13 protein-coding genes are annotated in these 15,235 nt (G+C 69.2%); 7 read left to right on the top strand and 6 right to left on the bottom strand.

What is annotated here, in order from left to right:
• Positions 1-121: 121 nt before the first annotated feature.
• From NMN56_RS11645 to NMN56_RS11625, 5 genes are all read right to left on the bottom strand, one after another.
• On the bottom strand, positions 122-1,078 hold the full coding sequence (locus NMN56_RS11645; RefSeq protein WP_274044063.1) for an ABC transporter permease: 957 nt from the start codon (positions 1,076-1,078) through the stop codon (positions 122-124).
• The gene (locus NMN56_RS11640; protein WP_274044064.1) at positions 1,075-2,466 is read right to left on the bottom strand and encodes an ABC transporter ATP-binding protein; all 1,392 of its coding nucleotides are present in this window, start codon (positions 2,464-2,466) and stop codon (positions 1,075-1,077) included. The genes NMN56_RS11645 and NMN56_RS11640 overlap by 4 nt, the downstream gene beginning before the upstream one ends.
• A 417-nt stretch (positions 2,467-2,883) precedes the next feature.
• Positions 2,884-4,125 (bottom strand): polyamine ABC transporter substrate-binding protein, encoded by a 1,242-nt coding sequence (locus NMN56_RS11635; protein WP_274044065.1) that lies wholly within the window; start codon positions 4,123-4,125, stop codon positions 2,884-2,886.
• A gap of 121 nt (positions 4,126-4,246) precedes the next feature.
• Entirely contained in the window at positions 4,247-5,770 is a 1,524-nt protein-coding gene (locus NMN56_RS11630; RefSeq protein ID WP_274044066.1) for a gamma-aminobutyraldehyde dehydrogenase, read from the bottom strand.
• Positions 5,771-6,158: 388 nt separating this feature from the next.
• Positions 6,159-6,800 carry a DUF4190 domain-containing protein gene (locus tag NMN56_RS11625; RefSeq protein ID WP_274044067.1) on the bottom strand — a complete coding sequence of 214 codons (642 nt, stop codon included), beginning with the start codon at positions 6,798-6,800 and terminating at the stop codon, positions 6,159-6,161.
• 85 nt (positions 6,801-6,885) lie between these two features.
• On the opposite strand from NMN56_RS11625, the gene NMN56_RS11620 reads away from it, so the two are divergent.
• The 3 genes from NMN56_RS11620 to NMN56_RS11610 all read left to right on the top strand — a co-directional run bounded on the left by NMN56_RS11620 (position 6,886) and on the right by NMN56_RS11610 (position 9,382).
• Complete coding sequence (locus tag NMN56_RS11620; RefSeq protein WP_274044068.1) at positions 6,886-7,956, top strand: adenosine deaminase; 1,071 nt, start codon at positions 6,886-6,888, stop codon at positions 7,954-7,956.
• On the top strand, positions 7,953-8,726 hold the full coding sequence (locus tag NMN56_RS11615; RefSeq protein WP_430542533.1) for a glycerophosphodiester phosphodiesterase: 774 nt from the start codon (positions 7,953-7,955) through the stop codon (positions 8,724-8,726). The genes NMN56_RS11620 and NMN56_RS11615 overlap by 4 nt, the downstream gene beginning before the upstream one ends.
• 296 nt (positions 8,727-9,022) lie before the next feature.
• A complete protein-coding gene (locus NMN56_RS11610) occupies positions 9,023-9,382 on the top strand; it encodes a zinc ribbon domain-containing protein (RefSeq protein ID WP_274044250.1) in 360 nt (119 codons plus the stop codon).
• Positions 9,383-9,609: 227 nt separating this feature from the next.
• Here NMN56_RS11610 and NMN56_RS11605 read toward each other — a convergent pair whose 3' ends face one another.
• Positions 9,610-11,058: a gamma-aminobutyraldehyde dehydrogenase gene (locus tag NMN56_RS11605; protein ID WP_274044070.1), complete on the bottom strand. Its 1,449-nt coding sequence runs from the start codon at positions 11,056-11,058 to the stop codon at positions 9,610-9,612.
• Positions 11,059-11,229: 171 nt separating this feature from the next.
• Between NMN56_RS11605 and NMN56_RS11600 the strand changes: the two genes are divergently transcribed.
• From NMN56_RS11600 to NMN56_RS11585, 4 genes are all read left to right on the top strand, one after another.
• On the top strand, positions 11,230-11,718 hold the full coding sequence (locus NMN56_RS11600; protein WP_274044071.1) for an Lrp/AsnC family transcriptional regulator: 489 nt from the start codon (positions 11,230-11,232) through the stop codon (positions 11,716-11,718).
• Positions 11,703-13,109, top strand: coding sequence for an aspartate aminotransferase family protein (locus tag NMN56_RS11595; RefSeq protein ID WP_274044072.1), 1,407 nt, complete (start codon positions 11,703-11,705; stop codon positions 13,107-13,109). Before NMN56_RS11600 ends, NMN56_RS11595 begins: the two co-directional genes overlap by 16 nt.
• A gap of 181 nt (positions 13,110-13,290) precedes the next feature.
• Positions 13,291-14,073: an ABC transporter ATP-binding protein gene (locus NMN56_RS11590; RefSeq protein ID WP_274044073.1), complete on the top strand. Its 783-nt coding sequence runs from the start codon at positions 13,291-13,293 to the stop codon at positions 14,071-14,073.
• Positions 14,070-15,218: a hypothetical protein gene (locus NMN56_RS11585; protein ID WP_274044074.1), complete on the top strand. Its 1,149-nt coding sequence runs from the start codon at positions 14,070-14,072 to the stop codon at positions 15,216-15,218. The genes NMN56_RS11590 and NMN56_RS11585 overlap by 4 nt, the downstream gene beginning before the upstream one ends.
• Positions 15,219-15,235: the final 17 nt, after the last annotated feature.

The following is a 15,235-nucleotide window of genomic DNA, read 5'->3' as shown; positions in this document are numbered from 1 at the left end:
AAGGCGGGAGCTGGTGCGGGGGCGTGGCCGGACGGGTGAGAAGCGGCGGGTGCGCCCGTGGCAGTGGTTCCCGAGGCAGCGGGGGATGCGGAGGACGCGCGGGAGGCGGGGGCGGTGGACATCAGACGAGTTCCTCCGTTCCTGCCTTGCGCATGTACACGCTGACCATGATCAGAATGAGCGCCATCAGAAGGAAGGACATGGCCGCCGCCGTCGGATAGTCGAGGACGTTGAGGAACTGCTTCTGGATCGCGTTGCCGACCATCTGCTCGTTGGGCGAACCCAGTAGTTGCGCGTTGATGTAGTCGCCGGAGGCGGGGATGAAGGTGAGCAGCGTGCCGGCCACGACTCCCGGCAACGAGAGCGGAAAGGTCACCTTGCGGAAGGTCGTCACAGGCTTCGCGTACAGGTCGCGTGCCGCCTCGTGCAGCGCGGTGTCGATCCGTTCGAGCGAGCTGTAGAGCGGCAGGATCATGAACGGCAGGAAGTTGTACGTCAGTCCGCAGACGACGGCGAGGGGCGTGGCCAGCACCCGTTCGCTTCCGGTGAGGCCGAGCCAGCTCGTCACGTCGAGGACGTGCAGGGCGCTGAGCGCGCCGACAACGGGTCCACCGTCGGACAGGATCGTCTTCCAGGCGAGGGTGCGGATGAGAAAGCTGGTGAAGAAGGGTGCGATGACCATGACGAGCAGCAGGTTGCGCCAGCGTCCGGCCCTGAAGGCGATCATGTAGGCGAGCGGGTAGCCGATCACCAGGCACAGCACCGTGGCGGATGCCGCGTAGGCGAACGAGCGCAGGAAGTGTTCCCCGTACGTACTCAGCGCGTCCGTGTAGTGGGAGAACTGCCAGGTGACACGGAAGCCTTCCTCCAGCGATCCGCTCTGGACCGAGGTGGACGCCTGATAGACGAGTGGCGCGACGAAGAAGACGGCGAGCCAGAGCCCGGCGGGCAGCAGCAGCCAGTACGGGGTCAGCCGACGGCGCGCACGCCTGCCGCGCACCCCCTCCCCGTCCCCCGGCAGGGTGTTCGAGGGTGGGGGCGGCGGCGCCGAGGGGGTGACGGGTGCCACGGCGGTCATAGCGCCTCCTCCCCCGCAGCGACATCCTGCGCCGCGTCGAGAGCGAAGGTGTGTGCGGGCCGCCAGTGCAGTACGACCTGTTCACCGGGGACGAGGCGGGTGTCCCGTTCGATGTTCTGCTCGTACACGGTGAGTTCGGGGCAGGCGGAGGTCTCGACGACGTACTGGAGGGAGACGCCGAGGTAACTCGCGTCCGTGATGCGCCCCGTGAGGCGGTTCCGGCCCTCGGGTACGGAACCCGCGTCGTCCGTGTGCGCGAGGGTGATCTTCTCGGGGCGCACCCCGATCAACACCTTTCCGCCTGCCTCGGTTTCCCCTGCGGCGCAACGGTCGAGAGGCAGCCGCAGCAGATCGTCACCTCCCGGCACCTTGACCTGCAACTCCCCACCGACCGACGCCCCACTGCTGGAATCTTGCCCCGCATGGGAGACCTCGCCGGAAGCGCGCCCCGCTGCCGCTGCCGACGCCTCGGCTTCGCCCTCGCCTACGTCCTTCCCTTCGGCGATGCCCTTCGCCTCGCCGACGCCCTTCCCCTTGCCGGTGCCCTTCGCCCCGGCGACGACCGTCCCCTCGCCGCTGCCCTTCGCCCGGCCGCTACCCGTCCCCTCGCCATTGCCTGCCCCCGCGCCGGAGGCTCCTTCTCTCCTGCCCGCCTCGCGAAAGACGATCTCCGCCTCGAAGAGGTTGGAGGTGCCGAGGAAGTTGGCGACGAAGGTGGAGCGCGGATGCTCGTACAGCTCGGCAGGCGGACCGAGTTGCTCCACTTTGCCTCCGTACATCACCGCAACGCGGTCGGCCATGGTCATGGCCTCTTCCTGGTCGTGGGTGACATGCACGAAGGTGATGCCCACCTCCACCTGAATACGCTTGAGTTCGAGCTGCATCTGACGCCGCAGCTTGAGGTCGAGCGCACCCAGCGGTTCGTCCAGGAGCAGCACGCGCGGGCGGTTGATCAGCGCGCGGGCGAGCGCCACGCGCTGCTGCTGGCCGCCGGAGAGCTGAAGCGGTTTGCGGCGGGAGAGTTCGCCGAGCTGAACGAGATCGAGGATCTCCGCGACCTGCTTGCTGACGGACTTCACTCCGCGGCGTCGAAGTCCGAAGGCGACGTTCTCCTTGACGTCCAGATGGGGAAAGAGCGCGTAATTCTGGAAGACCGTGTTGACGGGCCTCTCGTGCGGCGGGAGGCGGGTGATGTCCTCCTCGCCGAGCAGAATGCTGCCGGACGTGGGCTCCTCCAGCCCCGCGATCATGCGCAGGGTGGTGGTCTTGCCGCAGCCTGAAGCCCCCAAGAGCGCGAAGAACGAGCCCTCGGGGATGGTGAGATCGAGCGGATGGACGGCGGTGAAGTCGCCGAAAGTCTTACTGACACCGGAAAGAGTGATGGTCATGGCCGGTCCTCGGGAGTGAGGGGGCTGGAACCGCGGGAAGGGCGTCCCGACGGCCGAGTGGCCCCAGCGAAACGGAGGGGGCGACACCCCGGTGGAGAAGCGCTCCGACGGCCGACGGTGCCGGACGCCGAGCACGAGCGCCACACAGTGAACGCCGCACACTGAACGCCACAAGTTGGGCGCCACACGCGGCGTGCCACATGCACAACGCCAAGCGCCAAGCGCCGGGCCCACAGCGTCAATCGCCGAACGCCGAACGCCAGCAGCCGATCGCCAAGTGCCAAACACAGAAGGCCAAGCACAAGGCCAGCTGCCCCAGCACCGAACGTCCAGCGCCGAAAAGAGCCCCGGCACCGAACGTCGAACGCCGAGCGCCGACGAGCACCCAACTCACGGGTCCCGCCCCGACGGGCGGGTCTAGGCCCCGATGAGCTTGGAGAACTTCTCCTCGTACTTCGCTTCTTCCTTGGCACTCATCGGCCGGAAGTTCTTACCCTTCGCGATCATGCTCGCGTCGGGAAAGACAAGCGGGTCGGCAGCGAGTTCCTTGTCGATCTTCTCCATCTCGGCCTGTGCGCCGGAGACGGGGCAGATGTAATTGACCCAGGCGGCAAGTTCCGCTGCTTCCTTGGGCTGGTAGTAGAAGTCGATCAGTGCCTCGGCGTTGCTCTGATGACGGGCCTTGGCGGGCACGAGCAGGTCGTCCGTACCGAAGAGGTAACCGCGTTCGGGAACGGCGAACTCCACGTCGGGGTTGTCGAGTTTGAGCTGCACCACATCCCCCGCCCAGGCCAGACAGGCGGCGATGTCGCCCGAATTCAATTCGTCCATGTAGTCGTTGCCGGTGAAACGGCGGATCTGTTTGCGGTCGACGGCTTTCTGTATACGAGCGATGGCCGCGTCGAAGTCGTCGTCCGTGAACCTCTCGGAATTGACGCCCATGTCGAGCATCGTCAGACCAATGGTGTCGGTCATCTCCGTCAGCATCGAGATCCGGCCCTTGAGGGACTCGTCCTCCAGCAGCTGGCTGACGCTGGTGACCCTCTTACCCTTCGTGGCCTTCTTGTTGTACGCGACGATGCAGGCCGTGCCGGCCCACGGATAGCTGAACTGCCGCCCGGGGTCCTGCGCCGCGGTGCGGAAGCGGTCCTCCAGGTTGGTCACAGCGTGCGGCAGCCTCGCGGGGTCGAGGCGCTGCGCCCAGCCCTGCCGGATCATGCGTCCGGCCATCCAGTCGGAGAGGCAGACCAGGTCCCGTCCGGTGTCCTGGCCTGCGGCGAGCTGCGGTTTGATCTTTCCGTAGAACTCGTTGTTGTCGTTGACGTCCTCGACGTATTTGACCCTGATACCGCTCTCGCGCTCGAACCGGTCGAGGGTCGGGCGCCTCTTCTTGTCCTTCTCGTCGACGTCGATGTAGAGCGGCCAGTTGGCGAAGTTGAGGACCTTCTCCTTGCGGGAGTGGTCCGGGGTGTCGTCGGGCCCGTTGCCGCCCTTGCTGCCGGCTGCGGGGGGAATCCCACAGGCGGCGAGGGCCGTGCCGCCCGCTGCGAGAGAGGCGGCGCGCAGCAGTCTGCGCCGCGACATCGCGGCGCGACCGCTGGTCAGGCCGCGTTCCCAGGCCCTGGCGACGGGCTCAGGCATGCCTTCGTACGGGTCCATGAGGACCGCCTTCCTGGGGATGGGGACAGGGAAGGGCTTACGGAGAGGAAGGGCTGGAGGGGAAAGCGCTGGTGGGAGCGGAGGACCGGCCGGCACGTGGACGAACCGGTCCCGGGAAAGCTCAGCGGTCGCCGAAGACGGTGCGGTGCCAGTCCTTCCTGGCGACCCCGGTGTTCTCGGACATCACGTGCTTGATCTGGGTGTACTCCTCGAAGGAGTAGGCGGACATGTCCTTGCCGTATCCGGATGCCTTGTATCCGCCGTGCGGCATCTCGCTGATGATCGGGATGTGGTCGTTGATCCACACGCACCCGGCCTGGATCTCACGTGCGCAGCGCCCCGTCCTGAACACGTCGCGGCTCCACGCGGAGGCCGCGAGTCCGTACGGGGTGTCATTGGCGAGCGCGATGCCCTCGTCGTCACTGTCGAACGGCAGCACGGCGAGTACGGGTCCGAAGACCTCCCGCTGGACGATCTCGCTGTCCTGCGGCGCATCCCGGACGAGCGTGGGTCGGTAGTACGCGCCCCTGGCCAGATCGCCGCCGGGCGCCTCACCGCCGGTGACGACGGTGGCGTAGCCGCGTGCGCGGTCCACGAAACCCGCGACGCGGTCGCGCTGCGCATGGGAGATGAGCGGGCCCAAGTCGGTGTCCTGCGCGAACGGGTCGCCGACGCGTACGCCGCTCATCAGGTCGGCCACCGCGCCGACGAACTCCTCGTAAAGGGGGCGCTGTACATACGCGCGGGTCGCGGCCGTACAGTCCTGGCCGGTGTTGATCAGCGCGCCCGCGACGGCACCGTGCGCGGCGGCCTCCACGTCGGCGTCGTCGAAGACCACGAAGGGCGCCTTGCCTCCCAGTTCGAGGTGGAGGCGCTTGGCGGCCGTAGGACTGGCCGAGGCGATCTCCGCAACGCGCCTGCCCACGGCCGTCGAACCGGTGAACGAGGTCATGGCGACATCGGGATGCCCCACCAGCGCCTCGCCCGCCTCGGCACCCGCGCCGGTGACAATGTTGATCACTCCGTCCGGGATGCCCGCCTCCCGCGCGGCCTCGGCGAACATCAACGAGGTGAGCGGGGTGAGTTCGGAGGGCTTCAACACGATGGTGTTGCCTGCGGCGACGGCCGGAAGGATCTTCCAGGCCGCCATCTGGAGCGGGTAGTTCCAGGGGGCGATGGAGCCGATGACGCCAAGCGGCTCGCGCCGTACGTACGAGGTGTGTTCCCCGCTGTACTCGGCCGCCGCGACCCCGGTGAGCTGGCGGGCGGCGCCGGCGAAGAAGGCGACGTTGTCGAACGAGCCCGGAACGTCGAACTCCGCGGACAACTTGAGCGGTTTCCCGCACTGGAGCGACTCCGCGTAGACGAATTCCCCGGTCAGCTCCGTGAGACGCGCCGCCCAGCGGTGCATGGCGTCCGACCGCTCGCCCGGTGTCGCGCCCGCCCACTCGGGAAAGGCCCGCCGTGCGGCGCCGACGGCGGCGTCCACATCGGCCGCGCCCGCGAGTTCATAGGTGTGCACACCTTCCCCGGTCGCGGGGTCCACCACCGAGTGCGAACTCCCCGAGCTGCCGGGTCCGAGTCTTCCGGCAACGTACTGGGCACCCGCGGCGAACCGGGCTGACACGTCGAAGCGCTGAACCATCGGGACTCCTGCCTCTGCGGCGTACTCCGTGCCACGGGGATGCCACGGGCGCGCACTGTGACAACGCACCGTGGCATTTCCCGCTGCTGGCAGCCGATCCTGACAGGGGGCCGGGCAGCCAACAAGGGATTCCGTCGTTGCCATTTGGTTACGCCACGGAATCTATACTCCACCCCTCCGTACGCCTACCCATCCGCACACACCTGCCCCTGCCGGCACGCACCTGCCCGTTCGCGCCGCCCAACCGCCCAACCGCACGACCGCCCACCCGCACACCTACCGTGCGCGGCACCCACCGTGCGCGGCACCCACCGTGCGCAGGCACGGGCCTACGCGCGCCCGCCGTGCGCAGGCACCCGCCGTCCCCGCGCAGCGGCAGTCCGCGCGCCTACGCGTCGAGGCGCAGCGCGGCCACAGCACCGTTCGCGTCGTAGGAGTCCCTGACTCCCCCGGAGTCACGCCCTCCAGAGTCCGACCACACGGTCAGCCCCAGCACCAGCAACGTGCTGATGACCACCGAGCCCACGAGTCCCACGATCCCGAGGACGAACCCCGCCGTCGCCTGGCCTCGACCGCCCAGCTCGCCCCTGGCCACCTTGCGCCGCGCGCTGACGGCGAGGCAGAGCGCGACGATCGAGGTGATGACGCTGAGGAAGCTCCCCCAACAGGTGGCGACCAGCACCACGCTGACAATGCCCAGCACCATCGCCGCGATCGACAGCCCGGCGGGCAGGGGCGGGCCCTGCCAGCCGTACCCGTACGGCCCGTAGGCACCACCGCCGTACGCCGCGTATCCCGCCTGGGCTCCGTAGGCACCCGGCGCCGCACCGGGCGCCTGTCCGTATCCGTATCCCCCCTGCTGCCCGTAGGTCTGCCGCGGCCCCTCGGGTGCGGGCGGGATCGGCGGTGGCCCCTCGGTACCCGCTCCGCCGGCGCCGTCGGCCTGTGGTGCGGCCCACGGATTCCCCTGCTGGTCACCCGCACGCCCCGGTGTCCCGGAGGGCGGGGGATGTCCGGCCCCGTCGTCCATCCTGTCCCCTCTCGTCCCCTCCCATTGACTCGCCCCACCATGCTATTCGCCGCCCCTGACACCACCTCCGGCCGTGCGGCCTACGATGATCCGGTCCCCAAGGAGCCGGAGGCACCTCTTGTCCGATTCGCCCGATCTCACGGCCTTCATTGCAGGGCTGCCCAAGGCCGAGCTGCATGTGCACCACGTCGGCTCCGCCTCGCCTCGCATCGTCGCCGAACTCGCCGCACGGCACCCCGCCGCGGGGGTTCCCAGCGACCCCGAGGAACTCGCGCGGTACTTCACGTTCACCGACTTCGCGCACTTCGTACAGATCTACCTCTCGGTCGTCGATCTGATCCGGAACGCGGAAGACGTGCGGTTGCTCACGTACGAGATCGCGCGGGACATGGCGCACCAGTCGATCCGCTACGCCGAGCTGACCGTCACGCCGTACAGCTCCACGAAGAGGGGCATCCCGGATGGCGCGTTCCTGGAGGCCATCGAGGACGCGCGGGTCTCCGCCGAGCGCGAACTGGGCGTCGTACTGCGCTGGACGTTCGACATCCCCGGCGAGGCCGGTCTGGCTGCGGCCGAGGAGACCACCCGGATCGCCACCGAGATGGCGCCCGAGGGACTCGTGTCCTTCGGCCTGGGCGGCCCCGAGATCGGCGTCCCGCGCCCGCAGTTCAAGCCGTACTTCGACCGGGCCATCGCCACGGGGCTGCACAGCGTCCCGCACGCGGGCGAGACCACGGGGCCCGGCACCGTGTGGGACGCGCTCACGTCCCTGCGCGCCGAGCGCATCGGCCATGGGACCAGTGCGGCCCAGGACCCACGGCTCCTGGAGCATCTCGCGGAGCGGAACATTCCGCTGGAGGTCTGCCCGACCTCGAACATCGCCACCCGCGCCGTGGAGTCGCTGGAAAGCCACCCGATCGGGGAAATGGTCAAGGCGGGCGTCCTGGTCACCATCAACAGTGACGACCCCCCGATGTTCGGCACCGACCTCAACACCGAATACGCCATCGCCGCCAGGCTCCTGGGCCTGGACGCGCCCGGCATCGCCGCACTCGCACGCAATGCCGTACGTGCCTCCTACATGGACGACGCCGGCAAAGCGCGCCTGTCCGAAGAGATCGACAGCCACTTGGCGGCTTGGCAGCGGGAAGGATGAGCGCGGCGGTACGGAAGGGGACAGCTCCCGGCCCAACCGCAGTTCAGGCGACCACGGCAGCCACAGCTGCCCCGACGGCAGTGCCGGCGACGGTCGCACACCGAGGTGCTCCCTCTGTAGTGCGCGAGAACACCCTTGCCTCCTTCCGTGCCGCCGTCGCGGCGGGTGCCGACGCCGTCGAACTGGACGTGAGGCTGACGCGCGACCGGGTGCCTGTAGTGCTCCACGACAGAACGCTGGAGCGGCTGTGGGGGCACGAGACCCCGTTGTCGGCACTCACCTACAAGGGGCTCAACTCCCTGACGGACGGCGTCCCCACGCTCGCCGAGGCACTGGCGGTCACCCATGAGGTCCGCACGATGATCGACCTGCCGGATCCCGCGGCGGCAGCAGCGGCAGTCAGCGCCGTACGGGAGGCGGACGCGTCGGCGCGGGTCTACTACTGCGGCGGCCCCGACTCGCTGCGCCGTGTACGCGCCGCGGAGCCAGGCGCCGAGCTGGCCCTCACCTGGCACCGCGCGGCGCCCGTACGCGCCACCCTGCTGGACGACCTGCGCCCGCACTGGCTCAACTACCGCTTCGGGCTGCTCACTCCGGCGCTGGTCGAGCGTGCGCACGCGGACGGGCGCCTGGTGTCGGCCTGGACCGCCGACCGTCCGCGCACCATGCGCAGGCTCGCCTCGATGGGCACCGACTCGATCACGACGAACCACATCGCCCGCCTGGTCGGTGTTCTGGAGCGGGCGCGGCGGCGGAACCCTCCGGCGTAGCCCGCCCCGGCGGCGGGCACCCGGACGGTCACACCACAGCCGGGAGCCCGTCGCCGTCACGGCATGACGTCAGGCCAGGCATCACCGCACCACGTCGCCCCACGGCGTCACAGCACGACATCCACCCACGGCGTCACCCTCCACGGCACCGCGCGAGGCTCACGGGTCCCACGCGGCAACCGCCCGCACACGGAGGGCCGTTGGGGCAGGTCTGTTACACGTTTCCGGTTACGCGGCACACCGGCACGGTGGTTGGCTTCGAGGCAACACATACACACTCGTGAATGGAGCCCGCCGTGATCATCTTCGGCACCAGCAGCAAGCTGATCCAGCTCGCGATGCTGAATCTGCTCTGCGGTTTCTGTGGTAACCCGTCCGCGCACGGTCTGCGTAAGCGCGTCACCAAGTTCACGCTCTTCTTCATCCCGCTCTTCCCCGTCGCACCTGCGAAGTACTCGATGCAGTGCACGTTCTGCGGCGCTGAGAGCCAGCTGACCAAGGAGAACGCCGAACAGATGCTGGCCCAGGGCACCGCGCCCGGCGCCCCCGCACCGCAGCAGGGCATGCCCCAACAGGGCATACCGCAGCAGCAGGGCCCGCAGAGCGGGAACCCCTTCGCGGGCGGGCAGCAGCCGCAGAACCCGTACCAGTCCTGAGCGCGGGAATTCCTGAGCCGACCCGAGGCCGGAGAGCCACAGCCGAAGGGTCAGAGGCCGCAGGATCAGAGGCTGAAGCACCGGGGCCCGAAACAACCGGAAGCGCGCGCCGAGGGGCCCGTACTCACACGCGGTGAGTACGGGCCCCTCCACCTTCACACGCTCGTGCGCGCCACCTCACGCGCCCCGTGCGCTGCATGCGCTCCGTACGCGCGGCACCGCGGCTGTCACAGTGCGGTCATCACGTGCTTGACGCGCGTGTAGTCCTCCAGCCCGTACATCGACAGGTCCTTGCCGTAACCGGACTTCTTGAAGCCACCGTGCGGCATCTCGGCGACGAGCGGGATGTGGGTGTTGATCCATACGCAGCCGAAGTCCAGCGACTTGGACAGCCGCATCGCCGTGCCGTGGTCGGTGGTCCACACCGAGGAGGCGAGTGCGTACTCGACGTCGTTCGCCCATCCCACGGCCTGCGCCTCGTCGGTGAACTTCTGGACGGTGATGACGGGGCCGAAGACCTCGTTCTGGATGATCTCGTCGTCCTGCTTCAGTCCGGAGACGACGGTCGGTGCGTAGAAGTAGCCCTTCTCGCCGACCCGTTCACCACCCGCCTCCACCTTGGCGTGCGCGGGGAGGCGGTCGATGAAGCCCGCGACCTTCTCCAGGTGGGTGGGGTTGTTGAGTGCCCCGTAGAAGCAGTCGGGGTCGTTCAGGTCGCCGGTCTTGACCTCGGCCGCCGCCTTGGCGAGCGCGGTCACGAACTCCTCGTAGACGCCCTCCTGGACGAGTACGCGTGTCGCCGCCGTACAGTCCTGTCCGGCGTTGAAGAACCCGCCGTCCCTGATGCCCTCGACGGCGCCGGCGATGTCCGCGTCGTCGAAGACCACGCAGGGCGCCTTGCCGCCCAGCTCCAGATGGACCCGCTTGAGGTCCTTGGCGGCGCCGCCCGCGACCTCCATGCCCGCGCGCACCGAGCCGGTGATCGAGGCCATGGCGGGCGTCTTGTGCTCGACCATGAGGCGCCCGGTGTCGCGGTCACCGCAGACGACATTGAAGATGCCCTTGGGGAGGCCCATCTCCTCGAAGACGCCACCGATGATCTCGGCGATCAGGACCGCGGAGGCGGGGGTGGTGTCGGAGGGCTTGATCACCACTGTGTTGCCGGCCGCCAGCGCGGGCGCGAACTTCCAGACCGCCATCATGGCGGGGTAGTTCCACGGCGCGACCTGCGCGCACACACCGATGGGCTCGCGCCGTACGAAGGAGGTGAGGCCCTCCATGTACTCACCGGCCGACTTGCCGTCCAGCATGCGCGCCGCGCCGGCGAAGAAGCGGATCTGGTCGAGCATCATCGGCAGCTCTTCCTGCCGGGTCAGCTCCAGGGGCTTGCCGCAGTTCTCGCACTCGGCGGCGAGCAGATCGTCAGCCCGCGCCTCCAGCACGTCCGCGATCTTGAGGATGGCCTTCTGACGGGTGCCGGGGGTGGCGTCGCGCCAGACGGGGAAGGCCGCCTCGGCCGCGGCCATGGCGGCGTCGACGTCCGCGCTGCCGGACAGCGGTGCGGTCGCGTACGCCTCGCCCGTCGCCGGGTTGACCACCTCTGTGGTCCGGCCGTCAGCGGCGTCCCTGAACTCCCCGTCGATGTAGTTGCGCAGCCGACGCAGCTCGGTGGTCACTTCGCACCCCTCCTGCTCCGTTGTCCAATGGGTGAGACCGCCACCCTATCCGGCCGCGCAACGCATTCGATACACCTGACCCCCAAGAACAACGGAATCAGTTTAAAGACACTTGTTTGGCTGCGGATTACATCGCTCACGGGTTGCGGAACAGCGGATGTCTCATGCACAGTGACATACGTGGCTCGCGACTCGAAGAAGACAAACGGCTCCGCGTCCCTGGACGCCGTGTCCCTGGCGATCATCGAACAGCTCCAGGAGGACGGAAGGCGCCCGTACGCCGCGATCGGCAAGGCCGTCGGCCTGTCGGAGGCGGCCGTACGGCAGCGCGTACAGAAGCTCCAGGACCAGGGCGTCATGCAGATCGTGGCCGTGACAGATCCGCTCACCGTCGGCTTCATGCGGCAGGCGATGCTCGGTGTCACGGTGGACGGAGACGTCGAACCGGTGGCCGACGCGCTCGCCGAGATCGACGAGGTGGACTACGTCGTCATCGCGGCGGGCTCGTTCGACCTTCTCGTCGAGATCGTGTGCCAGGACGACGAGCACCTTCTCGAACTGATCAACAAGCGCATCCGGTCCCTCCCCGGCGTGCGCTCCACCGAGAGCTTCGTCTACCTCAAACTGCGCAAGCAGACCTACACATGGGGAACGCGATAACAGTGAGCAAGGACAGTCACGCCAGCCAAGGCAGCCAGGATCTCTCCCGTACTGCTCACGACCACTTGTGGATGCACTTCACCCGCATGTCGTCGTACGAGAAGGAGCCCGTCCCGATCATCGCCCGCGGCGAGGGCACCCACATCTACGACACCGAGGGCAAGCGCTATCTCGACGGCCTGTCCGGACTGTTCGTCGTGCAGGCCGGCCACGGCCGCGTGGAACTGGCCGAGGCCGCCAGCAAGCAGGCCCAGGAGCTCGCGTTCTTCCCCATCTGGTCCTACGCGCACCCCAAGGCCGTCGAACTGGCCGAGCGGCTGGCACAGCACGCGCCGGGCGACCTGAACAAGGTCTTCTTCACCACGGGCGGCGGCGAAGCCGTCGAGACCGCGTGGAAGCTCGCCAAGCAGTACCACAAGCTCACGGGCAACCCCGGCAAGTACAAGGTCATCTCACGGGCCGTCGCCTACCACGGCACCCCGCAGGGAGCCCTGTCCATCACCGGACTGCCCGCGCTCAAGGCGCCGTTCGAGCCGCTGGTCCCCGGAGCGCACAAGGTGCCGAACACCAACATCTACCGCGCCCCCCTGTACGGCGACGACCCGGAGGCGTTCGGCCGCTGGGCCGCCGACCAGATCGAACAGGAGATCCTGTTCGAGGGCCCCGAGACGATCGCCGCCGTCTTCCTCGAACCCGTGCAGAACGCCGGCGGCTGCTTCCCGCCGCCCCCGGGGTACTTCCAGCGCGTCCGCGAGATCTGCGACCGGTACGGCGTACTCCTGGTCTCCGACGAGGTCATCTGCGCCTTCGGACGGCTCGGCACGATGTTCGCCTGCGACAAGTTCGACTACGTGCCCGACATCATCACCTGCGCCAAGGGCATGACGTCCGGGTACTCACCCATAGGCGCGGCGATCATCTCCGACCGGCTCGCGGAACCGTTCTGGAACGCCGACAACACCTTCCTGCACGGCTACACCTTCGGAGGCCACCCGGTCTCCGCTGCCGTGGCGCTCGCCAACCTCGACATCTTCGAGCGCGAGGGGCTCAACCAGCACGTGCTCGACCATGAGGCGGCGTTCTTCGCCACCCTGAAGAAGCTGCACGACCTGCCGATCGTGGGAGACGTGCGGGGAAACGGCTTCTTCTACGGGATCGAGCTGGTCAAGGACAAGGCCACCAAGGAGACCTTCACCGACGAGGAGTCCGAGCGCGTGCTCTACGGGTTCCTCTCCAAGGCGCTCTTCGAGGCGGGCCTCTACTGCCGCGCGGACGACAGGGGCGACCCGGTCATCCAGCTCGCACCGCCGCTGATCTCCGGCCAGGAGGTCTTCGACGAGGCCGAGCAGATCCTGCGTTCCGTCCTCACCGAAGCGTGGACCAAGCTGTAGCCACACCGCGCGTCCACAGGCCGCGAACTGCGCGCCTGCAGTGACCGCGGCACCGTAAGCCACTCCCGGCCCGTCCCCAGGACGATCGAGGCGGGGGTATCGGTTCCAGTGACCGATACCCCCGCCTCTCGTTTCACTCTTCAGAGGGATTGAGCGGCGCAGAGGTGAGTGGAGGTGCCCCATGGCTGCCCCGCCGGACAACGACGTGCTCTGGGCACGAGGACTGCATTACGCCTATGACGGATCGCCCGCTCTTCAGGGCATCTCGCTCGGCATCCGGGTCGGCGAGATCGTCGCCGTCACAGGAGCACGGGGCAGCGGGAAGACCACACTGCTGCGCTGCCTGTCCGGGCAGACGCTGCCGGAACAAGGTGAGGTCTGGTTCAACAGCTCTCCCGTGCACACCCTCAGCGAAGCGGCCCGCGAACGGCTGCGCCTGAGCCGCTTCGGGTGGATCGACAGCAGCCCGCGCCTCGTCCCCGAACTGACCGTCTGGGAGAACGTCGCGCTCCCCCTGCTCCTGCACGGCACGAGCCACAGGAGCGCCCGCAGGAGCGCCCAGGAGTGGCTGGAGCGGCTCGACGTCGGCGGCTGCGCCGGAAAGCGTCCCGTGGCGCTGCGTCAGGCACAGCGCCAGCGCGTCGCCGTGGCCCGCGCGTTGGTCCACTCCCCCGCCGTACTCTTCGCCGACGAGCCGACGGCCCCTCTGCACCAGTCCGACCGCGCACAGGTCCTGCGTACGCTCGCCGCAGCGGCCCGCTCGCACGGCATCACGGTCGTACTCGCCACCCACGACCTCGCCCTGACCCAGGCCGCGCGGACAGAGGACGTGACGGGCGCCGTGCTCGCCGACCGCACCATGCCCCTCGCCGACGGACGGTGCGTACGCTCTCCCGCCGGGACCGGAGCAGCGACCGTACCGCCGGACCCGGAAGGCACGGCAGCGTGCTCGCTCTCCGCTTGACCTTCACGGCTCGGCCGCTCACGCTCCTGCTCCGCCTCCTGCTGCTGTGCGCCTCGGCGGGCATCGGGCTGCTGCTTCTCGCGACGCTCGCGCACGCCCTCGACCGGCCCGCACGGCCCGTCGATTCCACGGTGCGGCTCCTGTGGTGCCTCGTTCCGCTCGCCGTCGCGGCCCAGGTCGCGGCGGCGCTCGCGCGTACGGTGCCGCACGAGGCTCGTCAGGGGCTGGTCTCGGCCGGTGTGGGCCCCGTACGGCTGCGGTGGCTCGCGGCTTTCGCGGCCGGTATGCCGTGCCTGCTCGGCAGCGCGCTGGTGTTCCTGACCTTCGCCGGGCTGGACGACGCCGGCGTGCTGGCACTGCCCGGCGTGCAGGCCGAACTCCCTCTGCCGGGGCGGCCCTTGCCCCTCCCCGCGACCTTCACCCTGCTGAGCACCGTGCCCCTGGTGGCCGCTTGCGCCGCCGCCGTCGCCACCGCCCGGGCATCGCGGGAGGAGGCGCGGAACCACACACACGGGGAGCCCAGGCCGGAGAGGCACGCCCCCCGGTCCGTGCCGGCGTGGGGCGGTGCGCTGGTCATGTGCGGGCTCGCGGTCGCCTCGTACGGAGCGCGCGCACTGCCCCATGGGGGCCAGGACACCGTACGGGCCGACGCGCTCGTCGCCTCGCCGCTGCCGGTGGGCTGGCTGATGGCCGCGGCAGGCATGGTGCTCGCAGGACCCGGCCTCGCGCATCTGTGCGGCCGGCTGCTGGCCGGGGGGCGCCCGGGGCCGGTCAGGTTGCTGTCGGGGCGGGGGATCCAGCGTGAAGCGCACTGTGTGGGGCGGCCGTTGGGCGCCCTGTGCGCGGTGGGGGCCGCACTACTGGCGTTCACGCGAGTACGGAGCACCGGGGACGCCGCGCCGCTGCCCGGACCACTGGTGGCCACGGCGGTTGCCCTCGTGGTGTGCGGTGTGGCCGGCGCCGCACTGGCGGCTCTCGCCCGCGCGCGCCGCACGCGGGAGCCGGCCCAGGAGATCCTGGTCCGGCTGGGAGCCCCCCACCGGCTGCGGCGGATCACGGCCTTCGTACGCGCCGCCGCGCTGTCCGCCGTGCTCGTTCCGCCCGTGGTCGTGACGGGGCAGCTGGCAGCGCTGCCACTGCTCTGAGACGTCCCCATACACCA

Source organism: Streptomyces iconiensis (assembly GCF_028657195.3).
Classification (GTDB): Bacteria; Actinomycetota; Actinomycetes; order Streptomycetales; family Streptomycetaceae; genus Streptomyces; species Streptomyces iconiensis.
This window is presented reverse-complemented; position numbering and strand designations above follow the sequence as displayed.

What these genes read in the sequence shown, in the direction of transcription:
- NMN56_RS11590 (WP_274044073.1), top strand. Translation starts at nt 13,291, where the DNA reads ATGGCTGCCCCGCCGGACAACGACGTGCTCTGGGCACGAGGACTGCAT.
- NMN56_RS11620 (WP_274044068.1), top strand. Translation starts at nt 6,886, where the DNA reads ATGATCCGGTCCCCAAGGAGCCGGAGGCACCTCTTGTCCGATTCGCCC.
- NMN56_RS11635 (WP_274044065.1), bottom strand. Translation starts at nt 4,125, where the DNA reads ATGGACCCGTACGAAGGCATGCCTGAGCCCGTCGCCAGGGCCTGGGAA.
- NMN56_RS11595 (WP_274044072.1), top strand. Translation starts at nt 11,703, where the DNA reads ATGGGGAACGCGATAACAGTGAGCAAGGACAGTCACGCCAGCCAAGGC.
- NMN56_RS11645 (WP_274044063.1), bottom strand. Translation starts at nt 1,078, where the DNA reads ATGACCGCCGTGGCACCCGTCACCCCCTCGGCGCCGCCGCCCCCACCC.
- NMN56_RS11615 (WP_430542533.1), top strand. Translation starts at nt 7,953, where the DNA reads ATGAGCGCGGCGGTACGGAAGGGGACAGCTCCCGGCCCAACCGCAGTT.
- NMN56_RS11640 (WP_274044064.1), bottom strand. Translation starts at nt 2,466, where the DNA reads ATGACCATCACTCTTTCCGGTGTCAGTAAGACTTTCGGCGACTTCACC.
- NMN56_RS11630 (WP_274044066.1), bottom strand. Translation starts at nt 5,770, where the DNA reads ATGGTTCAGCGCTTCGACGTGTCAGCCCGGTTCGCCGCGGGTGCCCAG.
- NMN56_RS11625 (WP_274044067.1), bottom strand. Translation starts at nt 6,800, where the DNA reads ATGGACGACGGGGCCGGACATCCCCCGCCCTCCGGGACACCGGGGCGT.